The 21,275-nt window shown below is 62.5% G+C and carries 16 protein-coding genes; 5 read left to right on the top strand and 11 right to left on the bottom strand.

All coding sequences use genetic code 11. From position 1 onward, the window contains the following. Window positions 1-16 precede the first annotated feature (16 nt). Window positions 17-3,586 carry a response regulator gene (locus tag VGH41_RS24270; RefSeq protein WP_331600315.1) on the bottom strand — a complete coding sequence of 1,190 codons (3,570 nt, stop codon included), beginning with the start codon at window positions 3,584-3,586 and terminating at the stop codon, window positions 17-19. Window positions 3,587-4,143: 557 nt separating this feature from the next. Between VGH41_RS24270 and treF the strand changes: the two genes are divergently transcribed. Next, entirely contained in the window at window positions 4,144-5,955 is a 1,812-nt protein-coding gene (treF, locus tag VGH41_RS24275; RefSeq protein ID WP_414696710.1) for an alpha,alpha-trehalase TreF, read from the top strand. 109 nt (window positions 5,956-6,064) lie between these two features. Here the strand turns inward: treF and katE are convergent, their stop codons facing one another. Further along, window positions 6,065-8,161 (bottom strand): catalase HPII, encoded by a 2,097-nt coding sequence (gene katE / locus VGH41_RS24280; protein ID WP_331600204.1) that lies wholly within the window; start codon window positions 8,159-8,161, stop codon window positions 6,065-6,067. Between the two features lie 253 nt (window positions 8,162-8,414). Here katE and VGH41_RS24285 point away from each other — a divergent pair, with 253 nt between their 5' ends. The 3 genes from VGH41_RS24285 to VGH41_RS24295 all read left to right on the top strand — a co-directional run bounded on the left by VGH41_RS24285 (window position 8,415) and on the right by VGH41_RS24295 (window position 9,371). After that, the gene (locus tag VGH41_RS24285) at window positions 8,415-8,702 is read left to right on the top strand and encodes a hypothetical protein (RefSeq protein ID WP_331600316.1); all 288 of its coding nucleotides are present in this window, start codon (window positions 8,415-8,417) and stop codon (window positions 8,700-8,702) included. Between the two features lie 27 nt (window positions 8,703-8,729). Beyond that, window positions 8,730-9,101 (top strand): hypothetical protein, encoded by a 372-nt coding sequence (locus tag VGH41_RS24290; RefSeq protein ID WP_331600205.1) that lies wholly within the window; start codon window positions 8,730-8,732, stop codon window positions 9,099-9,101. 69 nt (window positions 9,102-9,170) lie between these two features. After that, window positions 9,171-9,371, top strand: coding sequence for a hypothetical protein (locus VGH41_RS24295; RefSeq protein ID WP_331600206.1), 201 nt, complete (start codon window positions 9,171-9,173; stop codon window positions 9,369-9,371). A gap of 612 nt (window positions 9,372-9,983) precedes the next feature. Here the strand turns inward: VGH41_RS24295 and VGH41_RS24300 are convergent. Continuing rightward, on the bottom strand, window positions 9,984-10,253 hold the full coding sequence (locus VGH41_RS24300) for a hypothetical protein (RefSeq protein WP_331600207.1): 270 nt from the start codon (window positions 10,251-10,253) through the stop codon (window positions 9,984-9,986). Window positions 10,254-10,817: 564 nt separating this feature from the next. Beyond that, window positions 10,818-11,018: a CsbD family protein gene (locus VGH41_RS24305; RefSeq protein ID WP_331600317.1), complete on the bottom strand. Its 201-nt coding sequence runs from the start codon at window positions 11,016-11,018 to the stop codon at window positions 10,818-10,820. An 870-nt stretch (window positions 11,019-11,888) separates the two neighbouring features. On the opposite strand from VGH41_RS24305, the gene VGH41_RS24310 reads away from it, so the two are divergent. Further along, window positions 11,889-12,389 carry a hypothetical protein gene (locus VGH41_RS24310; protein ID WP_331600208.1) on the top strand — a complete coding sequence of 167 codons (501 nt, stop codon included), beginning with the start codon at window positions 11,889-11,891 and terminating at the stop codon, window positions 12,387-12,389. A gap of 64 nt (window positions 12,390-12,453) precedes the next feature. Here VGH41_RS24310 and VGH41_RS24315 read toward each other — a convergent pair whose 3' ends face one another. The 7 genes from VGH41_RS24315 to VGH41_RS24345 all read right to left on the bottom strand — a co-directional run bounded on the left by VGH41_RS24315 (window position 12,454) and on the right by VGH41_RS24345 (window position 21,241). Beyond that, a complete protein-coding gene (locus VGH41_RS24315) occupies window positions 12,454-13,332 on the bottom strand; it encodes a MipA/OmpV family protein (RefSeq protein ID WP_331600318.1) in 879 nt (292 codons plus the stop codon). Window positions 13,333-14,219: 887 nt separating this feature from the next. After that, window positions 14,220-14,906, bottom strand: coding sequence for a nucleotidyltransferase family protein (locus VGH41_RS24320; protein WP_331600209.1), 687 nt, complete (start codon window positions 14,904-14,906; stop codon window positions 14,220-14,222). After that, window positions 14,903-16,009, bottom strand: coding sequence for an XdhC family protein (locus VGH41_RS24325; RefSeq protein ID WP_331600210.1), 1,107 nt, complete (start codon window positions 16,007-16,009; stop codon window positions 14,903-14,905). The genes VGH41_RS24320 and VGH41_RS24325 overlap by 4 nt, the downstream gene beginning before the upstream one ends. Then, window positions 16,006-17,220, bottom strand: a complete 1,215-nt coding sequence (locus VGH41_RS24330) for a vWA domain-containing protein (protein ID WP_331600211.1) — start codon at window positions 17,218-17,220, stop codon at window positions 16,006-16,008. The genes VGH41_RS24325 and VGH41_RS24330 overlap by 4 nt, the downstream gene beginning before the upstream one ends. Further along, the gene (locus VGH41_RS24335; RefSeq protein WP_331600212.1) at window positions 17,214-18,107 is read right to left on the bottom strand and encodes a MoxR family ATPase; all 894 of its coding nucleotides are present in this window, start codon (window positions 18,105-18,107) and stop codon (window positions 17,214-17,216) included. The genes VGH41_RS24330 and VGH41_RS24335 overlap by 7 nt, the downstream gene beginning before the upstream one ends. Before the next feature lie 14 nt (window positions 18,108-18,121). Beyond that, window positions 18,122-18,811: an SRPBCC family protein gene (locus tag VGH41_RS24340; protein ID WP_331600213.1), complete on the bottom strand. Its 690-nt coding sequence runs from the start codon at window positions 18,809-18,811 to the stop codon at window positions 18,122-18,124. Window positions 18,812-18,829: 18 nt separating this feature from the next. Beyond that, on the bottom strand, window positions 18,830-21,241 hold the full coding sequence (locus VGH41_RS24345) for an aerobic carbon-monoxide dehydrogenase large subunit (RefSeq protein WP_331600214.1): 2,412 nt from the start codon (window positions 21,239-21,241) through the stop codon (window positions 18,830-18,832). Window positions 21,242-21,275: the final 34 nt, after the last annotated feature.

The raw sequence follows: 21,275 nt of genomic DNA on the forward strand, positions 1-21,275 counted from the left end.
GTTGTTTCGTCACGGCCTAGCGCTGCCGCAGCCAGACGCGGCACAGCGAAACCAGCTTGTCGACGTCGATCGGCTTCGAGATGTAATCGTCCGCCCCCGCTTCGAGGCAGCGCACCCGGTCGTTCGCCATCGCCTTGGCCGTCAATGCAATGATAGGCAGATGCGCGAAGTTCGGGTTACGGCGAATTTCCGCCATCGCGGTCAGCCCGTCCATCTCCGGCATCATGATGTCCATCAGCACGAGGTCGACCTCGGGTCCCGTCTCCAGCAAATCGAGCGCTTCGCGGCCGTTGCGGGCAATCTGCAGCGTCGCGCCAAGCGGCTCGATCACATGCGACAGCGCGAAGATATTGCGCACGTCGTCTTCGGCGAGCAGGATGTTGCGCCCTTCGAAGGCGTTGTCGCGCTGCCGCACGGTTCGCAACATGCGTTGTTGTTCCGGCGCGAGCGACGATTCCACGCTGTGCAGGAACAGCGTCACTTCATCGAGCAGCCGCTCCGGAGACTTCGCGCCCTTGATGATGATGGATTTGGAATAGCGGCGCAGGCGGTGTTCGTCCTCGCTCGACAACATGCGCCCGGTATAGACGATCACCGGCAGCGTGAGATGCGCCGAGTCGCCAGCGAGCCGTTCGAGCAGGTCGTAGCCGGTTCCGTCGGGCAACGCGAGGTCGGTCACCACGCAATCGAAGCTGCTCGACTCCAGTGCTTCGAACGCGTGCGCGAGCGTCTCCACCGCGACGATTTCCGTGTTGGCGCTTTGCAGCAGCGCGCGGATGCTCTCGCGCATGGCCGCGTCGTCTTCGATCACCAGCACGCGCTTCAGGCTCTGTTGCAGGCGCGCTTCGAGGCGGCGGATCGCCGCTTCGAGTGTGGAGCGCGCAGTCGGCTTGAGCGTGTAGCCGATGGCCCCCAGATGCAAGGCCTTGTCCGCGTGATCCGTGGCGGACACGATGTGAATCGGAATGTGGCGCGTGAGCGGATCGTTCTTCAGCCATTCGAGCACGGTCAAGCCCGAACGATCCGGCAAGCCCACGTCGAGCAGCACTGCAGCCGGGCGCATGTCGCGCACGAGCGCCACGCCGCTCGCGGCATCGGTGGCGTGGATGAAGTCGAAGTCGAGTTCATGGGTCAGGTCGCGGAGGATTTCGGCGAAGGCCTGGTCGTCCTCGATGGCGAGAATCACCCGGCTGCCGCGAGCCCGCTCGTAGCGGTCGTCGCCGATCGGCGCCCGGCTCGGTTCCTCAGACGCGCTGGACAACTCCGGCAGCAATACCGCGCCTGCACTCGTGCTCGTGATGAGCTGTTCGTCGGCCCGTTGGTGGCCGTTCCCAGGCATTTCCGGGCGAAGCATGCCGGTCTCGTCCCGGGACGCGGACACGGACTGGCGCAGCGCGTCGTCCCGGGCGTCGGTTGCGCTGGCCATTGCCACCATCGCGGCGGCGGGGTCGGCGGGTAGCCACAACGAAAACACGCTGCCCCTGCCCAGTTCGCTCGCCACGCCGATGCGCCCGCCCAGGAGCCGCGCGAACTCGCGCGAGATCGACAGGCCGAGGCCGCTGCCGCCGAATTGCCGGCTGGTCGACCCGTCGGCTTGCTGGAACGCTTCGAAAATCATTTCGAGCTTGTCGGGCGCGATGCCAATGCCGGAATCGCGCACGTCGAAACGCACCATGCCACCTTCGGCGGGCGCCACGCTCAAGGACACTTCGCCGTGCTGCGTGAACTTCAGCGCGTTCGACAGCAGGTTGCGCAACACCTGCACGGCGCGCTGGCTGTCGGTGACGATCATGTCCGGCACGCCCGGCGCCCGGTCGAAGCTGAGGTTTAGATGTTTCGCGGCGGCCAGCGGAGCGAAGGTTTCGCGCAACGATTGCAGCGTGGCGTCGACCGCGACCGTTTCCAGTTCAATGCTGATCTGCCCCGCCTCGACCTTCGACAGATCCAGAATGTCGTTGATCAGCACCAGCAGGTCGCTATTCGAAGCGTGGATGGTTTCCGCGTAGCGCACCTGTTCTTCAGTGAGGTTGCCGGTGCGGTTCTGCTGCAGCAACCTGGCGAGGATCAGCGAGCTGTTGAGCGGCGTGCGCAACTCGTGCGACATGTTGGCGAGGAACTCGGATTTATAGCGGCTCGACTGTTCGAGCCGGGCCGCGTTGGCCGCGAGATCGTCCTGGGCGCGCAACAGATCCGACTTCTGCCGTTCGAGCCGCTGCGCATATTCCTCGAGCTGCACGTTGGTCTGTTCGAGTTCGGCCTGCTGCGCTTCGAGGCGCGCTTGCGAATCCACCAGCGCGCGGCCCCGCTCTTCAAGCCCTTCGTTGGAGACGCGCAGCTCTTCCTGCTGAACCTGCAACTCTTCGTTCAGTTGCTGGGTTTCGACGAGGGCGTCCTGCAGACGCTCGCGATACAGCGCCGCTTCGAGGAAGTCGCCCATGCTGCCGGCAATCAGCTGCAGGAATTCCTGATCGCGCTCAACCACTTCGCGAATGAAGCCGAGTTCGACCACGCCGTTGATGGCGCCGTCGTTTTCGACGGGCAACACCATCAGGTGTTTGGGCGGGCTCATGCCAAGCCCGGACACGACCTTCACGTAGTCGTCCGGCACGTGTTGCAGCAGGATGGTCCTGCGGCTCAGCGCCGCCTGGCCGATCAGACTTTCCGCGCTCTGGAAATTTTGCGCCGCCTGTACGCTTTCGGCGCTGAAGCCGTAGGTGGCGATACGGCGCAGCATGCCGGTGTCCTTGTCGCGTACATAGAGCGCGCCGACGGCAACGCCCAGATATTGGGCGAGCATGTCCAGCATGGCCTGGCCGACCAGCGTCGGGCTTGCCTGGCCCACTACCTTGTCAGCCAGCAAGCGCTGCCCCGAGCGCAGCCAGACCTGCTGCTGCAGCACCTCGGTCTGCTCGGCCTGCTGCTTGAGCACACCATCGTAAGTCGCCGACAGGGCCAGCAATTCGCGCCGCCCCATCCACGCCAGCAGACCGCTGACGATCAGGCTGAACAGCAGAAAACCGCCGACCAGCAGAGTCGTGACGGTGCGCACCGCATCGGTGCGATCCTGTCTCAGCCGGTACTCGACGTCGAGAAAATCCGCGAATTCCCGGCGCGTCTCGTCGAACTCGATCTTGCCGCGACCGCTCGTCACCTCCGGCTGGAAGCTCAGGTTCCTGCGCCGCAGATCGATCATTTCCTGCGCGTAGTGGTCCCACTGATCCTGGACAGCCGCGATCTGTTTGAGGCGATCGACTTGCGGGGGATTGTCGGCGACCAGCTCACGCAGCGAACCGAGTTCGGTCTTGAAGCGCGACTGGCCCAACTCATAGGGTGCGAGAAAACTTTCGTCGCCGGTGATGAGATAGCCGCGCAACGCAGACTCGCGATCCACGGCGAGCCGCAGCATTTCATTGGCGTCGCCGATGACGCGCTCCGAATGCTCGGCCCAACTCATGGTGGACATCAGATAAGCGATGAGCGCGACGAATACTGCGATGGTCAGCAGGCCGACGCCTAATGGCAACGCGATATTGCGGCGGATGATGCGGCGAAAACGATCTTGATCGACGGCTGTGAAGGCGGGCATTTTTTCTGGGTTTAGTCTGGTCAACTCGCTCGGATCGGCAATTTCGACTGAGGACATATCGCCACAACACGTGACGTACCGCACGGTTTGCCTGCTCAACGCGCGACGGCCACGTATCATACAGCGACTCCCCCCGGCCGTACCATGCCGGATGCTTACCAGGAGCGCGCGACCGGGCAATCGACGGCAACAGAAGAGCAACAGGACATCCCCGGTTTGCGCTTCCCGACACGAACAAAGTGCGACTGGATGGATCGAATAGGGCTACTCAGCAAGCGCCGTACCTTGGCCAATCGTGCGGTCCGAAGTTCGCCAGCTTCGCCATACCGTTCGGCGAGCTGTTCGACAGCCATGCACGGACCTTTGTACTCGTTACTGTTGTCATCTTCACTGAGGCATGCAACTTGCGAACTTGTCCCTCCGTTGTCCACTCCTGCCTGCCCTGCCCGCCCATGCGCGATCTCAAAGGTCCCGGCCTCGCTTCACTTCGTGTTCGTCTGCGTCTGCGGCTCTGCGCAGCGGCGCTGATCGTCTGCCGCACCGCGTTCGCCCAAGGGATGCCGCCCGAGACCCCGCTTGCCTCACTGCCGGGCGTCGCGAGCGTTGCGAGCGCAGCCCCCGCCAGCGCGCCGCGCGGCCTGTCTTTCGGACGGGTGACGACCTCGGGCGCGGCTGCGGCAGCCGTTGCGCCGCCTGTCAATCCGCATGCGCAGGCTTCGCCTGTTGCGCCGGTGCCGCCTTCCGAGCAATACGGCGAGTTGTACCGCGACGTCGAACTGGCGCATCTGTTTCCGGACAGCAAGACCTTCGCGGACATGGTGCCGAATGCGCCGCCGCAACAGATCGTGGCGGCGTACACCAGCGCGCACCAGCAAGCCGGCTTCGACCTGGCGGGGTTCGTCCGGCAGAACTTCACGACGCCCGCGCGCACGCTGAAGCCCTACGTCACGGATCCGGATCAGACCGTGGTCGCCCATATCGACACACTCTGGGACGTGCTGCGCCGCGATCCCGACGCGTCGGCGAGCCCGTGGTCGTCGCTGCTGCCGCTGCCCGCGCCGTACATCGTACCGGGCGGACGCTTCGACGAGATCTACTACTGGGATTCGTACTTCATCATGCTCGGGCTCGAGCAAAGCGGGCGGCACGATCTGGTGGTAGACGAGCTGAAGAACTTCGCGACCTTGATCAACCGTTATGGCCATATTCCGAACGGCAACCGCACGTATTATCTGAGCCGCTCGCAGCCGCCGTTCTTTGCCGAAATGGTGCAACTGGTCGCCGAGAAAGACGGCGACAGAACCTACCTGCAATATCTGCCAGAACTGCAACAGGAATACACGTACTGGATGGACGGTAGCGGCGGCCATCTGGCAGCGGGCCAGGCGTACAGGCATCTGGTGCGGCTGCCGGACGGCACCTTGCTGAACCGCTACTGGGACGAACGTGCCGCACCGCGCGACGAGTCGTACCGCGAGGATGTCCTCACCGCCCAGCAAACCCCGCAGCGCGACGCCGCGGATCTATGGCGCAATCTGCGCGCGGGCGGCGAAACAGGCTGGGATTTCAGTTCGCGCTGGTTCGCCGACGGCAAGAATCTCGCGTCCATCGATGTTACTTCGCTCGTCCCGGTCGACCTCAATAGCCTGCTGTATCAGCTCGAACGCACGCTGGCGCATGCCTATCGACTGCAGGGCAACGTCACGCGGGCCGAGAACCTGGAGCAGCGCGCGCGGGTGCGTGCCGACGCGATTCGTCGCGTGTTGTGGGATCCGGGTATCCAGGCGTATAGCGACTACGACTTCGAGCATCGTCAGCTGACTCACCGGCTGACGGCGGCGACGCTGTACCCGCTATATGCCGGTGTGGCGAACCGGCAGCAGGCGAACGACGTCGCGCAAAGCGTCGAGCGCGGACTGCTGCGGCCGGGCGGACTGGCGACGACCCAGGTGAAGACCGGCCAGCAGTGGGACGAACCGAATGGCTGGGCGCCGCTGCAATACCTTGCGGTGACCGGTCTGCGCCGCTATGGCAACGCAGCGCTTGCGAAGACGATCGCGACGCGCTGGATCCGCACCAATGTCATGAACTACCAGCACACCGGCAAGCTCGTCGAGAAATACGATGTGGATGCGACGGGCGCGGGCATGTCGGCCGGCGGCGGCGAATATCCGCTGCAGGACGGCTTCGGCTGGACCAATGGTGTATTGCGCGTCCTGATTGCGCTCTATCCGGATGCGGTCAAGGTGCAAGCCACGCGGCCGGCGGATCTCGCATCGGGACCGGCTGGTGTGTCGGACGCCGCGGCGTCGGCGGCTGCGGCACCGGAAAATCCGAAGTCGCCGCATCCGATGCCAGGCAAGCCTTAGTCAACCCGAGCACGTAAAAAAGCCGGCCTGATGCGGGCCGGCAAAATGTGCGATCACTTACGCCATGGAGACCGCTGCCACGGCGTACGCACGCTTTTGCGCAAGCCCCCTATGCGGGAACCGACTCCGCCATGGCCTGACGCGACCACACGCGGTGCTGTTCCGCCGCGGCAATGAAGGCCTTCAGCACGTCCGCGATCTTGCCGTCGTCGCCGGTTGCTACACCGTCCGCGTTGTCGGGCAAATGCGCCGCCTTCAGCACGTCGCGCCCCGCTCCGAGTGCGGCAATCGCCTTCAGATGCTTGAACGCTTCGAGCACGAAATGGCGCGCGTCGCCCGCCTGGCCGAGTGCCTTCGCACCGGCCTCGCCGCCGCATATCACGACGGCGTCGAACATGATGGACGGCATGCCGGCAAGCGTCGCATCCGGCTGCAGTTTGCCGATCGGCGCCAGCGTGGGTGCGACGAGCAGCGGCGTCGCGCCAGCGTCGCGCAAGGCCTGCTGAAGCTTGCCGATGGCAGCCGCATCCGATCCCGGCGCAGCCAGCAGCGCAATCTTGCAGGTCCTGATGCCAGGCTTCACCCGGTTGAGCAGGCTAAGCGCGGGCGAAGGCTGCACCTGCGACGGCAGCTTGCCCTTCTTCGGCGCCGGCAGCCCAAGTCCGCTTGCGACCGTGGCGGCCAGATCCGCATCGAAACGGGCGAGGATCTCGTTGACGACGCGCTCACGAATCGCCGGTTTCGTCACCTTGCCCAGTTCGAATTGATACGCGGCAGCAATGTGCTCTTTCTCCGGCTGCGACATGCTCTGATAGAACAGCGCGGCCTGCGAGAAGTGATCCGCGAATGAATCGCTGCGCACGCGAATCTTCACACCGTCGATGCGCTCCTGATAGCTTTCGAAACCGCCATCGCTCGCGGCCGGAGCGGTTTCCTTGGGCCAGCCCTGGTTCAGCGAATTCGGCTCATATGAAGCCTGGCCGACGTGGATCGCCTGACGGTGCATCGCGTCGCGCTGGTTGTTCTGGTACGGGCACACCGGGCGGTTGATCGGAATCTCGTGGAAATTCGGGCCGCCCAGACGGCTGATCTGCGTATCCGTGTATGAGAAGAGCCGCCCTTGGAGCAGCGGATCGTTCGTGAAGTCGATGCCCGGCACGACGTGCCCCGGATGAAACGCGACCTGTTCGGTTTCGGCGAAGAAGTTGTCGGGATTGCGATTGAGCGTCAGCTTACCGATGATTTTCACCGGCACCAGCTCTTCAGGAATCAGCTTGGTTGGATCGAGCAGATCGAAATCGAAGCTGTCCTCATCCTGCTCCTCGACAATCTGCACGCCGAGTTCGAACTCCGGAAAGTTGCCGCTTTCGATCGCTTCCCACAGGTCGCGCCGATGGAAGTCCGGGTCCTTGCCGGCCAGCTTCTGCGCCTCGTCCCACAGCAGCGAATACGAGCCGAGCACGGGGCGCCAGTGAAACTTCACGAAGCGCGCGTTGCCCGCCGCGTTGACGAAGCGAAAGGTGTGGATGCCGAAGCCTTCCATGGTGCGCAGGCTGCGCGGAATCGCGCGGTCGGACATGGTCCACAGCACCATGTGGGCCGATTCGGGCACGAGCGACACGAAGTCCCAGAAGGTGTCGTGCGCGGAGCCGCCGGTCGGCATTTCGTTCGGCGCTTCCGGTTTTACGGCGTGCACGAAGTCCGGAAACTTGATGGCGTCCTGAATGAAGAACACCGGCATGTTGTTGCCCACCAGGTCGTAATTACCTTCCTGCGTGTAGAACTTGACGGCGAAACCGCGCACGTCGCGCACCGTATCCGCGGAGCCGCGCGGGCCCTGCACGGTGGAAAATCGCACGTAGACCGGGGTTCGTGCCGACGGGTCCTGCAAAAAAGCTGCCTTGGTGTACTCGCTCATCGACTCGTACACCTGAAACTCGCCGTGGGCGGCCGAACCGCGCGCGTGGACGATGCGTTCGGGAATGCGCTCATGATCGAAGTGCGTGATCTTCTCGCGCATGATGAAGTCTTCGAGCAGCGACGGACCGCGCGTTCCGGCGCGCAAGCTGTTCTGGTTGTCGGCGATCCTGACGCCCTGATTGGTGCGCAGCGCTTCGCCGTCTGGCCGCAAGCGGTTTTTCTCGAGGTCTTGAGACTTGAGATCGGAACCCGGCGCGGCCGGCCGGTTGCTGGTTTTGCCTGCCATGAAATCACTCCTTGCGTTCAGCGCAGGCGGGGACGATTGACCCTGCGCGAACCTCAGGGTCAGCAAGCGTCATTCCCCATGATCGGATGACGGGCCATATTTTCGGCGGTGCCGCGCGTTCGGCCTGCTGGAGTGTTTTTGGCTCTGCATGAGTCATCGCGAAGTTGCGGATTGCACAAACAACTGTATGGATGTACAGTATTTCTTATCCACTTTCCTGGCCGCGAACCGGCCCATTTCGGGGAACGGCTTTATGGACATGCGCGTGCGTACACCTGTCGATCACCCCATGCCGGAAATGGCCGCCTTTGTCGCGGACCTGAAAGCGGCGTTCGGCGAGCAGGAAATTGAAGATGCCATCCGGCGCGGCAGGGCGGGCGAGCCGACCTTCTATGCATCGGAAAACGGCCGCTCGGTCGGCACGGCCAGCCCGGCGCATGAGAGCGCATGGCGCGTCGATCGCGCGGTACGGGACCGTCACTACTGCGAAGGCTGCGACGGCTCCTGCGTCGGTACGGCCACAAGTTGCCGGCGCGTCTAGCGTGGCATGCCATCCAACGGAGAAAACATGCTTCAGGTTTTGAGCGCGGGCGCCGTGCTGTTCGCCATCGCATCCACGGCCGCTGCCGGTGAGCACTATGTGGAGGTATGGAATCCACCCGAGGCGCGGCTCGTAAAGCCGGCCGGAAAGTGCATGCCAAACGGCAAGGTCGCGGGAAAAACGGCGCTGCTCTCGCACGGCTCGACCAGGGTGGCGCCCCGCCGCATCGCAGATCCGCTGGCGAAAAGTGCCTCTGCGTCGGCTGCGCGGCACGTCGGCGGTAATCTCGGCCGGAAGACGCCCAATCAGCGCTTTATCGACATTCCGCGCATTGTCACGCCTGAGGGCAACATCTTGCAGGTGAGAAACAGCGGTGCGGCTGTGTACGTAGTGCGCTAAGGTCGTGCGATGATGCAAGCGCTAGCCAGGCCTCGGAGACAAGCTGACGCACCCGCGCGCAAACGAAAAATGGAATCTGAAACCTACAAGGGTTATGACATCTGGGGGCACGCCATCGTCCACGACGACGAGTACGCGGCGAGCGGCACCATTACCCGCGCCAGCAAACTCGTGGAAGGTTCAGGCGTCCTCGGTACCTTCAAGAACGAAGAGGACGCGCGCCTAGCCGGTCTAGACTGGGCGCGCGCATGGGTCGACCGTCACGGGTAACGCCCGCCTCCCGGCAATTACTGCTTCCCTCCGGGGGCGAGAATTGCCGGCCATTCGCTTCGCTCACTATCCCTGCGAATCACCGTCTCCACGCTCCGGCATGGTTCGTTGCGTCGTGCCTATCGGTTCCGCGCTTTGGTTTGCGCCTTGGCGTACATTCGCGTCAGGGGTTGTCATACGCGCAAACAGTGGGGCTTCCACTCCGGCATCCGCGGATTGCTGTGCGCTGACCGCCTTGACGCCCTTTTCAATGCCAGGCGCCGCGACGTAGGGAATGAACGCCGCGACGGCCACTACCACGATAAAAGTAAACATGGCTGCCATGCCTCTCGATTTCCAGGGTGGGGGATTCCCGCGAAGAACATCTCGCCGAGAAACTCCGGTCCACCGCCTGGCAAATGAGGAGCATGCGAGGTCCGCATATCCCAGCAATAGCCACCACGTCCTTCACCCGCATGCGGACGGCCATTCGCAGCCGTCCTGCATTTTTACTGTTGCCTTTTCTCGCACTATCCGGTGCAGTCGCCTTGAGTTTAGGAACAATTCTGGCGACTCTAAAGCTGATGATTGAAGCTGCTGATTGCGCCGGCGCTGCAGCCAGCTGCGCCGGCTTCAGCGGCCGATCAAGGCAAACGTATCGTGACTCGAGTACCCCAGAAAGTTATCGATAAACAGAAGCAGGTCGGCCTCGTCGGGTTGTGTGCCCCATCGGCTATGGCCTGAAATCGACGCGATCGCAAACCACGAGTGCGGCGGAAACCATTCGGCGCGTACGGCCATGCCGCTGATGATCCGCAAACGGCCGGTATCGCACACATACTCGGCGCGCACGGTTGCTCCATCGACCACCTTACTAGCAGTAACAGGTACGGACTCGAACATGCTGTCCTCCGTTTTTTGAATCGCGTTACGTTCAGATGCGTCGGTCCTCCTCATCCATGAGCGGGAAGAGTGCGCGGGTCGCCAGGTAGGTCCGGCCACGTGCGACATCCCCCAATGTCCGGTGCTGGTGCGTAAGCGAATTTGACGGTTTACAAGGCAAGTTCCATGCCGCTTTGATCAAGTGCCCGTTCTTCGGGCTTTTGCCCATCGAGACGCGCCGACGCTCGTTTAATCGCGTCGCATGGCGATCGGGGATTGGGCAAAACCGGGTATCGGCGCACCGATCCGGTGCGAACGGCGCGCCCCGCAGAGAGGCTACAGATCGAGAAGATGACGGCCCCAGTACATTCCGCTGCAGAATGCGTGGCGCGATTCTGATATGAGCAATATGGCGCGCCGCTCAGCGCCATCCGTCGTTCATTAATACGGTATCCATATCATTTTTTTCGATACCAGATGCAGCGGATATGACTGTCGCGACCCACAACAAACGGCCGCCCACACGGGCGGCCGTCTCTCAGGTTTAACTAGTCGGCGTCAATCTGTATGGACCAAGCGCATCGCCTAGTGCGTGTGCTTTGCGCGGTCTTTGGCCAGATCCTTGGCCTGTTCGCGCTCGTCACCCATTTCCTTGCGCGCTTGTCCCATGGCTTGCTGGGCATCACCCTTCATTTCCCGGGCTGGATTCTTCGTCATTTTGCCCGCGGCCTCGTTGATCTTGCCTTTGGCCTTTTCGGCAACGCCCTTTACCTGATCCTTGTTCATGACGTTCTCCACAAAAAGCGACCGAGGGTCGCGACGCATGCATCCCCGCAAGCGCCGTTCCCGGACCCAGCCGGATGGCTCGCGCCGCGGCAATTCGCCGAAATGCACGGCCAATTCCCCTCGCTTCGCCCGATTGGTTTTGCACCGTTCTCTCTACACTGCTTTCCATGGACACGAAGAAACCTTCAGCCCATACGCGGACTTCCCCCCGCGTTGTATTGAACCGTACCAGAACCGCAATACCAGCAGGACTTGCCATACCGCAGTACCGGTAATAGCCGTAGACGTGACGTAAGTATCATCATCAGCAGCACCCGCATTGGCAGGACCCGTAGCACAGGCAGTACGAGCAATGCCGTTTAGAAGTTGCCATGCAGTAGTCACAACTCGCATCACATGCAATAAGAGCATCAGGGGGTTTGCAGCAGGCCGGAGCATCGGCTGTAGGTGAAGGACCCGCTTTGGAAGTATTCGACGTTCTGAAGTAGAGGTAAGCAGCAACAGCGTTGTTGTGGTGGGATCCCGTCGGCAAGCATCCACGCGCCCCGACAACCCTTCCATCCTGTCCGGCCCTGTCCCTCCTGGGACAGGGCTTTTTTTTGCGCGCCTCATCCGGCTAAGGCGTTTTGACACGTCTCGCACGGCGAATCGCACGGCATGATAACTTTGTCCGGTACACGCACCGTTCGCGGATCACGGATACACATCGCGCGTGCACTTTAAGCCTGACTTAATTGTTGCTTGCGATGATGAACCCGTGATCACGATTCAGGTTTGCCAGTTTTCAAGGCTGTTCATTCCTCGCCAGTGCGCCGCAGATACGACGCGCGCAGCACGCGGGCCAAAAGTTATTCGGAGAGATTAGACGTCATGTCCAGCAAATCGCATCATCGCAAACGCAGCCAGCCAGCCATGTCGCCGTTGTTGCGCGCCCTCACGTTCAGCCGGGCGGCGCACAAGCCCGTGACGCAGGCAATGCTCCTGCAGTGCTACACCGCTCTGGATGCGTTCGCGCGCGGCCAGGGTTCGCGGGAATTGTTCATGACGCTGGGCCGGCATTTTCTGGTGGCGGAAGAACTCTGCCGTCTGGGACTCGAAGCGGATGCGCTGGCCGACATCGAAAGCGCGCATGCGGCGATGGTGAGTCTCGATGCCGCCGAACATCAGCAAGGCGGCTGGTTTCTCGACGAATCCGAGTACGTGGCGCTGTGCAGCGCGCTCGCGATTCTCGACGCGCAGTTGTCGGAGGCGTCGCTCGAGATGATTGCGCGTGCAGAAACGCGCATGGTAGAGGGGATGATGCGCGCGGATCGCTCGCAAGCCATCGCCAGGGCGCTCACGCACGCCGTGCCGGCCTACCAGGTCAGTTGAGACTCGCTGCGCAGCGCGCAGCGGGAACAGCAGACCAGGGCCGGCAAACAGTTGAGGGCCGCGCCTAGAACTTGTAGTTGATCGACAGATCAAGCACGCCGTTCGAGGAGCGCTGGGTGATCGGACTACGCTTCGCGCTGCCCACCAGCTGCTCCAATGCGAAATCGCACGTCGCAAACCAGTGCTTCTGGAAGAACCAGACTGCCGTGACACCGAAGCCCGCCGACTTGAGACCCGGGTTGGCGTGATATTCCGAATACTGGGAGTTTGCGGCCTGCTCTGCGCTGACCCCAAACCAGGTATTCATGTATTTGGAATCGGCAAAAGTCAGGTTGGGCCCCGCGAACCAGAAGAAGGTCTCGGAACTGCCGGGCAGCGGCATGTACGCGCCCAGGTCGCCGATCCAGCCGTTCGAACCGCCGAAACTGCGCCGGATATCGGCTCTCACCACGAGGGGAAATTCCTTCGAGACGACATACTCAGCGGCGATCTTCAACTCCGGCGAAGGGTTGATATTGCCGAGGCCGTGCAGATGCTCGTCATCGTCCTGGCCGCGCCGTCCCAGATCGTAGGCCCCCCCCACACTGACCCGCCAGTTTGGACCGCGCAGCACGTTCGCGCCGATCCCCTCGCCAGTGGACGCGAACAACAGGTCCTTGTAACGAAAGTCGAAACTCGGACCGCCTTCGATATGGTATCGGTCGGCACCGTCGTAGCGCGGCTGGAAAGCCGCCGCTGCGCCGACTTCGGCCTCCCAGGTCGGCACTTGCGGCTGGTACAACTTTTCTAGCGGCACCCCGGCCGAATATTGCCATTCGGGGAGCGGTGCCGGCGTTTGAGCGCAAGCCGTATCAGGCCCGAAGGCGGCGCTGGCAAAAGCGGCGAACGCCAGCAGCGGCGCCGCGGCTGTTTTTGTTGTATTGCGGCCCGGGGCCGCCCGCATGCTACGTCGATTCGACACCAATCCTCCGATCGCGCTACCGCGAATTGATTAACTGCCCGCCTTCCAGATTTCCCACGAGGCTGTAACGACTTCCACGCCAACCAGCTTCCTCATGTAATTTTTTCAGCGGATGGTACGTACCGGACTGCCACTCTGACGGGGTTGCAATTCGTCCCTTGCGTAAGCGGTGCCCTCGCAGCGTCCTGAACGTCGAGACGGCCGACATGTCGCAGCCAGGACGTTTGCAATATCCGGGCCTGATCGGACGGAGAGACCGAGGGTATAGATCTGCCGGGCTGGTTTCGCCGCATTGCTAAGGCGCCGGACAGTGACATGAACGATATGTTGCGCGACTCACTGCGCGGTCAACTGCACCCGCTTCAGATTCGCCACCTTCGGCATATCCGTCAGTGCGATATAAGCCGAATAGGGATGCGGCCTCAGATAGTTCTGGGGATACGACTCTGCGGCAAAGACGCGCAACGTGTCACCCCGACCGCCCGAGTATCTCAGTGACTGAGTGTCATTTCAGTATTATTGAAACAATCCTGCCCGGCAGGTTGAATCGGCGAATCAATTCACGCCAATAAATCGACGGCAAATTTATGAAAATTTTCAATCCGGCCACACAAAATTCAGGAAAATATTCTATTATTAAAACTCATCCTCTGTTACAAAAATTGTCGCATCGACCTGTTTTTCCATACGGTCATTCAATCCATGGTTGATTATGCTTAATGACGCATCTTCATCACGATCATTGATCTGTCTATGCTCCAACGCCGCATAGACGCACAGAACGGCGGCTCCTCCCCGAGCCACGGCTTGGTGGGCGCAGTTCCGGCCCACATTTTTTGACGAGAGTTTTCAGGCAGCACACAATCCGTTCATGAAGATCCGGTACTCATCGAATGTTTAATCGTATACGGCGTTTCAATTAAACGATCCAGAATACGGGCGTAATCTTCCGGCGTATCCATATCGGTGTTGAAGCGATCGTGGGTGGCGTCGTGAATAAACACTTCATCCCGATGTTCCGTAATCAGTTTTCGACATCCAGGATTGATATGCCCGCTGATGACCTCCGCGGCATAACTCGCGGAAAACGCCACCGGATTGCCACGCTGTCCATTGAAGGCCGGCAGTAAAATCGATCCACGCGGCATAACGGCAAATGCGTCAAGCAACTCGCGGTAATCGGCTTCAGTCAGCAGCACCTGATCCGCGAGGCAGACCAGCACGATATTGCACGGCGCAGCCAGGGCAGCCACACCCGCCGCCACCGAAGTCATCTGCCCTTCTTCATAACGCGGGTTACTCTGGAACCTGACCGGCAGGCCGTCGAGTGCTTCCATCACCGCACGTCCGCGAAAGCCGGTCACCACGACGATTTCCTCTGGACCCGCCGCGGCAAGCGCGCTCACCGTGCGTCTGACCGCCGGCTGTCCGCCAACCGGCAAGAGCAGTTTGTGCTGGCCCTGCATTCGCGAAGACAGGCCAGCGGCCAGCACAACAGCCGAAAAAGTCGGCGCATCGTACAGCTTCGCCATGTGCCATGCATCGTCGTCGCTCATGTTTTCTCCGCGGGTTCCCGCGCAGGCTGGCCTCTGCCTTGCGTCGCGGCGATTGCCAGATACCGGTCCGGCGCGCGCTCGAACTCGCTCTTGCAGCCGTCGCAGCAAAAATAGACCCGCTCGCCGCCGCGTTCGATCACGTGTCGGGCGGTAGCGACATCGACCGCCATGCCGCACACCGGATTGATATAGCGCGCGACCGGCGTGTCGCCGGCGGACATCGCTTCGCACGGCGGCAATCCTGGCACGACCTCGCCGTTCCCGACCACGCTCGACGCGCCGGCAACGGCACCCGCCTGCTCCAGTTCGCGCCGCAGCGTCACCAGTCCGGCCACCGCACCCAACGCAATTTCCTGCGGCGTGTGTGCGTGGATCGACGGACCCGCGGGCGCATGCAATGCACTCAAGCGCTGCGGCGTGATGCCGCGCAATAGCATCGCGTCACGCAGACGGTCCGCCTTGCGCCGGCTCGCGACCAGCAGCACGGCCGCCGCCGAGCTGCGCAACGCGGCTTCGAGCGCATCTTCGTCGCCATCGCCCTGAGTCGCGACAAGGATCAGTTGCGGCGCGAGACGATCGAACGCGGCGGCATCGAAACCGTGCAGAACCCGCGACAGCCCGAGCGCCGTCAACGGCGCCGTGACAGTGGCGGCCGCGCCGACGCGCAGTCCGACCCGTTGCACCAGCACGCACGCCTCGAGCGCGGTAGGCGTGGACCCGAGCACGAGTACGCATGGCGCGGGAACGGTCGGCTGAATGAAGAGCTCGATCGCGCCGTTGCTCGCACAAGGCATCGCGTGCGCCTCGATATCCGGTTCGGGCGCCGCCACCGTCGCAGGCTCATTGCTGATGCGAACCCGTTTGGGCTGGCCGAGGCCAATCGCCTGCTGCGCGGCCTCGATCACGATGGCTCGCGAGCATCCCCCGCCAATCCAGCCGTGCAGTTCGCCGTTGCTTTGCACGAGTGCCTGCGCGCCGACCCAGGTTGAGGTGGGAGGGCTGGCGCGGATCACGGTCACGACGGCGAACGGCTCCGATCGTTCGATCAGACGTTGTTCGAGTTGCAAAAGCGAATCGTGGTCATCATGGATGTGGGCGTTCATTGCAATTCCGCCAGGACTTTGGGGAGCACACGTTCGAGACTCGCCAGATCGCGAGCGCCGGCCAGCAGATCGATATAGGGCAACGCCGCCTGCATGCCGACGCTGGCCGGCGTGAAGTCGGCACGGCCCGCGAGCGGGTTGAGCCAGACGAGGCATCGGCAGCGGCGCCGCAGCGCCGCCAGCGCCTGCTGAAGACGCTCGGGCTCACCGGCGTCGTAGCCGTCGCTGACGACCACGACCGCCGTGCGCGAATGCAGCAGCTTCGTCGCATGCTGCTGGTTGAATTCGGCGAGGCTGTCGCCGATCCGCGTGCCGCCCGCCCATCCCGCCGACAACAGTTGCAGGCGTTCCTGCGAGCGCCACGGATCCGGATCGCGCAATGCATGTTCGATGCCGACAAGACGCGTATGAAAGATGAAGCAATGCACGTCCGAGATCCGCGCGCTCAGCACACGCGCGAGACGCAAGTAGAAGAAGCTGTACAGGCTCATCGAGCGACTCACGTCGAGCAGCAACACAATGCGCGGACGCAGCCGCCGCTTGCGCCGCCATGCGAGCTCGAGCGGCAGGCCGCCACGCGACACGCTGCGGCGGATCGTCCAGGCCATGTCGACCACGCGCCCGCTGCTGGCGCGGCGCTCGCGGCGCATCTGGATGCCCTGCAAGCGCTGCACGAAACGCCGGATCGCATCGTCAATGGCAAACAGTTCGTCGGGCTGGTTCAGATGACGAAAATCCGCATGCGCAAGCGAGCTCTCACTGGACGCGCCCTGCTCGGCGGTCCTGCCGCCCGGTTGCAGCGGATCCGCACCCGGGCCGCTCATGCTCAGAGGTGTGCCCTCGCTCGAGTCACCGGCATGAGTGGCCGCGTCGCGCGCGAGCTTGCCCGCACCGCCCGCTCTCGACTCAGTCAGCTTGCGGCGATTCGGTGCGAGAAAGTAAGCGTCGAACAGCTCATCGAAGCGCCGCCACTCTTCCGCGCGCGAACACAGCAGTGCCCGCAAACTCCAGCGCAGCAGCTCGCTATCCAGTTGTCCCATGCTTGCGGCGATTTGCATGGAGGCGGCCACATCGCTGCTCGTCACACGAAAATCGTTGGCGCGCAGCCAGCTTGCAAAGCCCGTATAGCGCGCGACGAGCGCCGCCTCGAGACTCGCCGGCGGCGCGCTTTGGTCCGCGCTTTGGTCCGCGCTTTCGATGCCGCTCAACATGACGCCACCAGTCTTTCGACCACGGGCCGCGTGAGTCCCGCCTGATCCTCACGCGTTTTGACGAGCGCGGACAGCGAATCCATGATTCGCTCGACGCCGTCTTGTTCGATCGCGCTCACGCCAAGACGTAGCAGCGCGGCGACCCAGTCCAGCGTTTCGGCGAGGCCGGGTTTCTTCTGCAGATCCATCTGCCGCACCGACTGGACGAATTCGACAATCTGCCGCGCAAGCTTCTCCGGGACGTCCGGCACCTGGGTACGCACGATCAGCAGCTCCTTGTCGAAGCCAGGATAGTCGACGTACTGATAGAGACAGCGGCGCCGCAACGCGTCCGAAATCTCGCGCGTGCCGTTCGAGGTCAGGATCACATAGGGCCGCTCAATGGCGCGTATCACGCCGAGTTCCGGAATCGACATCTGGAAGTCGGACAGCAACTCCAATAGATAAGCTTCGAACGCTTCATCCGTGCGGTCGATTTCATCGATCAGCAAAACCGGCGCAGGCGTCGTCGTAATGGCTTCGAGCAGCGGACGCTTGAGCAGATAGCGCTCGGAGAAGATGTCCTGTTCCTTGTCGGCAACCGACCGCTCGTCTTGCTCCAGCAGTTTGATGGCCAGTAGCTGATGCTGATAATTCCACTCGTACAGCGCGGAATGCGCGTCGAGGCCTTCGTAGCATTGCAGCCTGATCAGACGCGTATCCAGCAGCCGCGCCAGCGCTTTCGCAACTTCCGTCTTGCCGACGCCGGCCTCGCCTTCCAGCAGCAACGGGCGGCGCATTTCCATCGTCAATAACAGGGTTGCGGCGAAGCTGCGCTCGGCGATGAAACCGTGCTCGGCCAGTCGCTCTTGCAAGCTGACGACGTCGCTCATGCGCTCGCTTGTCATGATGGCCGCAACGCTCAGACGGTCTTGTGCGAGAACAGCCCGCGAAACCAGTCGCGCAGGATCGCCCACGCGAACGAGAGGCCATTCAGTTCGGAAGGCGGTGCAGCCGTTGTGGCGAGTTCCGCTGTGGTGGTGCTGGACGCCGTGCCCCCTGCCGCTGCGGTAGCAGTCGCCGTGCTGCCGGCTGTCGAGCTAGCCGCCATGGATCCTGGGTCCACCGCCTCTGCCGACGCTACCGCAACAGCTGGCTGCAACGCCTGCAAGCGTGCCGCGAAATTCGCCACGAACTGCTTGAGCATCTGATCCGCCACGGGCCCCATCAAACGCCCGCCGAGCGCAGCCGCCTTGCCGCTCATCGTCACTTCGCTGTTGCCCGTTAGCTGACAGGTGTCACCGGTGGCCTGCACGGCGGCGCTCAGATCCATCGACGCCGCCGACGTCCCTGTCGCATCCGCGCCCTTGCCGACCATATGCAGGCTGCGCGTCGCGCTGTCGAGCGCCAGCACTTCGATCTCACCCTTGAACGACATGGTGGCCGGCCCGAGCTTGACGGTCATGGCCCCTTTGTAATGCGTGTCGTCGACGCGCTCCGTAATCTTCGCGCCCGGCATGCAGCCGGCGACCGCCTCGATGTTCTGCAAGAGTTGCCATGCACTGTCCGCCGTGGCCGCGAGCGGAAACACCTTTTCGAGTACGACTTTCATCTCACCACCCCTTGCAGGTCATTGCCTCGCGAGCCCGAGCGCGCGGCATTGCTGCCACACCCGATAAGCGTTGTGCGGCATGTTCATGTGCGTGACGCCGAGATGCGCGAACGCGTCGACCATCGCCGACGTGAAACACGGAATCGACCCGACGTGCGGCGATTCCGCCACGCCTTTCGCGCCAATCGGATGATGAGGTGACGGTGTCACCGTGAAATCGGTCTCCCAGTGCGGCGTTTCAACCGCAGTCGGCACGAAGTAATCGAGCAGTGTGCCGCCGAGCAGATTGCCGCCTTCGTCATACGGCAACTCCTGACCCATCGCGACCGCGAAGCCTTCGGTCAGGCCGCCGTGAATCTGCCCTTCGATGATCATCGGATTGATCCGCGTGCCGCAATCGTCCAGCGCGTAAAAGCGGCGCACCCGGGTTTCGCCGGTGTAGCGGTTGACCTCCAGCACGCAGATATACGCGCCGAACGGAAACGTGAAGTTAGGCGGATCGTAATAGTCGACCGCTTCGAGGCCCATTTCCATGCCCTCGGGCACGTTGTTATAGGCGGCCCACGCGACCTCTTTGACGGTTTTGAACTGCTCCGGCGAACCCTTCAGGACAAAGCGGTCAAGGTCGAACTCGACGTCGTTCGGGCTCGCCTCCAGCAGGTGCGCCGCAATCTGCCGGGCCTTCTCGCGAATCTTGCGCGACGCGCGTGCGACTGCGGCACCCGCCACCGGCGTCGAACGCGAACCGTAGGTACCAAGACCATAGGGCGCAGTAGACGTGTCGCCTTCTTCGACCGTAATCACGGAGGCGGGAATGCCCGCTTCCGAAGCGATGATCTGCGCATACGTGGTTTGATGCCCCTGCCCTTGCGTGATGGTGCCCATGCGCGCAATGGCCGAGCCGTCGGGATGCACGCGAATCTCACACGAATCGAACATGCCGACGCCGAGGATGTCGCACATCTTCGACGGACCCGCGCCGACGATCTCCGTAAAATTCACCACGCCGATACCCATCAGCCACTCGGCGTTGGGGTCGGCGCGCCGCGTGGCCTGCTCGGCGCGCAGCGCCGGGTAGTCGACGGCGGCCAGCACTTTTTTCAGCGCCGGCTCGTAATCGCCGGAATCGTATTCGAGGCCAAGCGGCGTCGTATAGGGGAACTGCTCCTTGCGAATGAAGTTGCGCAGCCTGATCTCCACCTTGTCGATGCCCAGTTTCTGCGCCAGCACATCCACCATGCGCTCGATCAGATACACCGCCTCCGTCACCCTGAACGAGCATCGGTAAGCCACTCCACCGGGAAACTTGTTCGTGTAGACACCGTCCACGGACACGAACGCATTCGGAATCGCATAGGATCCCGTACAAACATGGAACATGCCGGCCGGCCATTTGGTGGGATCGGCGCAGGCATCGAACGCACCGTGATCCGCGGTGACGTGCACGCGAAGCGCCTTGATGCGGCCGTCACGATCGGCCGCGAGTTCGCCCGTCATCAGATAGTCGCGAGCGAATGCCGTGCTGCTGAGGTTTTCGGAGCGCGACTCGATCCACTTGACCGGCCGCCCGAGCACGATGGACGCGACAATTGCCGTCACGTAGCCCGGATAGACGCCCACCTTGTTGCCAAAGCCGCCACCGATATCCGGCGAAATGATGCGGATCTTCGACTCCGGAATCGCGGACAGCAGGCCCACCACTGTCCGCACGACATGCGGCGCCTGCGACGTGATGTAGACCGTCAGATCGCCGCGCACCTTGTCGAACGACGCCACACAGCCGCACGTTTCCAGTGGACACGGATGCACGCGCGGATACAGCATCTCCTGTCTGACGGTGACGTCCGCATTGTCGAAGACGCGGTCGGTCTTGTCCTTGTCGCCGATATTCCAGGTGAAGATGTGATTCGGATGGCGCCGCGCGCCGTGCGCGCCGCTGTCCTTGTCACGGATATCTTCGCGGATCACCGGCGCATCCGGCGCCAAAGCCGCTAACGGATCGACCACGGCCGGCAGTTCTTCGTATTCCACTTCGACGAGTTCGGCCGCGTCCGCTGCAACATAACGGTCGTCGGCGACCACGAAGGCGACTTCCTGATTCTGGAAGCAGACTTTTTCGTCCGCCAGCACGGCTTGCACATCGCCCGCGAGGGTGGGCATCCAGTGCAGCTTGAGCGGTTTGAGGTCGTCGGCGGTGAGCACCGCATGCACACCCGGATGGGCGAGCGCGCGCGACTTGTCGATCTTCTTCACGCGCGCATGCGCATACGGACTGCGCACCATCACGCCGAACAGCATGCCCGGCATCTTGATGTCGTCGACGTAAGTGCCTTTGCCCTGAATGAAGCGCGGATCCTCGCGGCGTTTCCGCGAGCAGCCCATGCCTTCGAGCGCGGCGAGTCGGTCGAGATTGGCGTCGATGTTACCCATGGCGTATCTCCTGTCCCATGCAACGTGGTTGCCA

The organism is Paraburkholderia sp. (genome assembly GCF_036488795.1).
Taxonomy (GTDB): domain Bacteria; phylum Pseudomonadota; class Gammaproteobacteria; order Burkholderiales; family Burkholderiaceae; genus Paraburkholderia.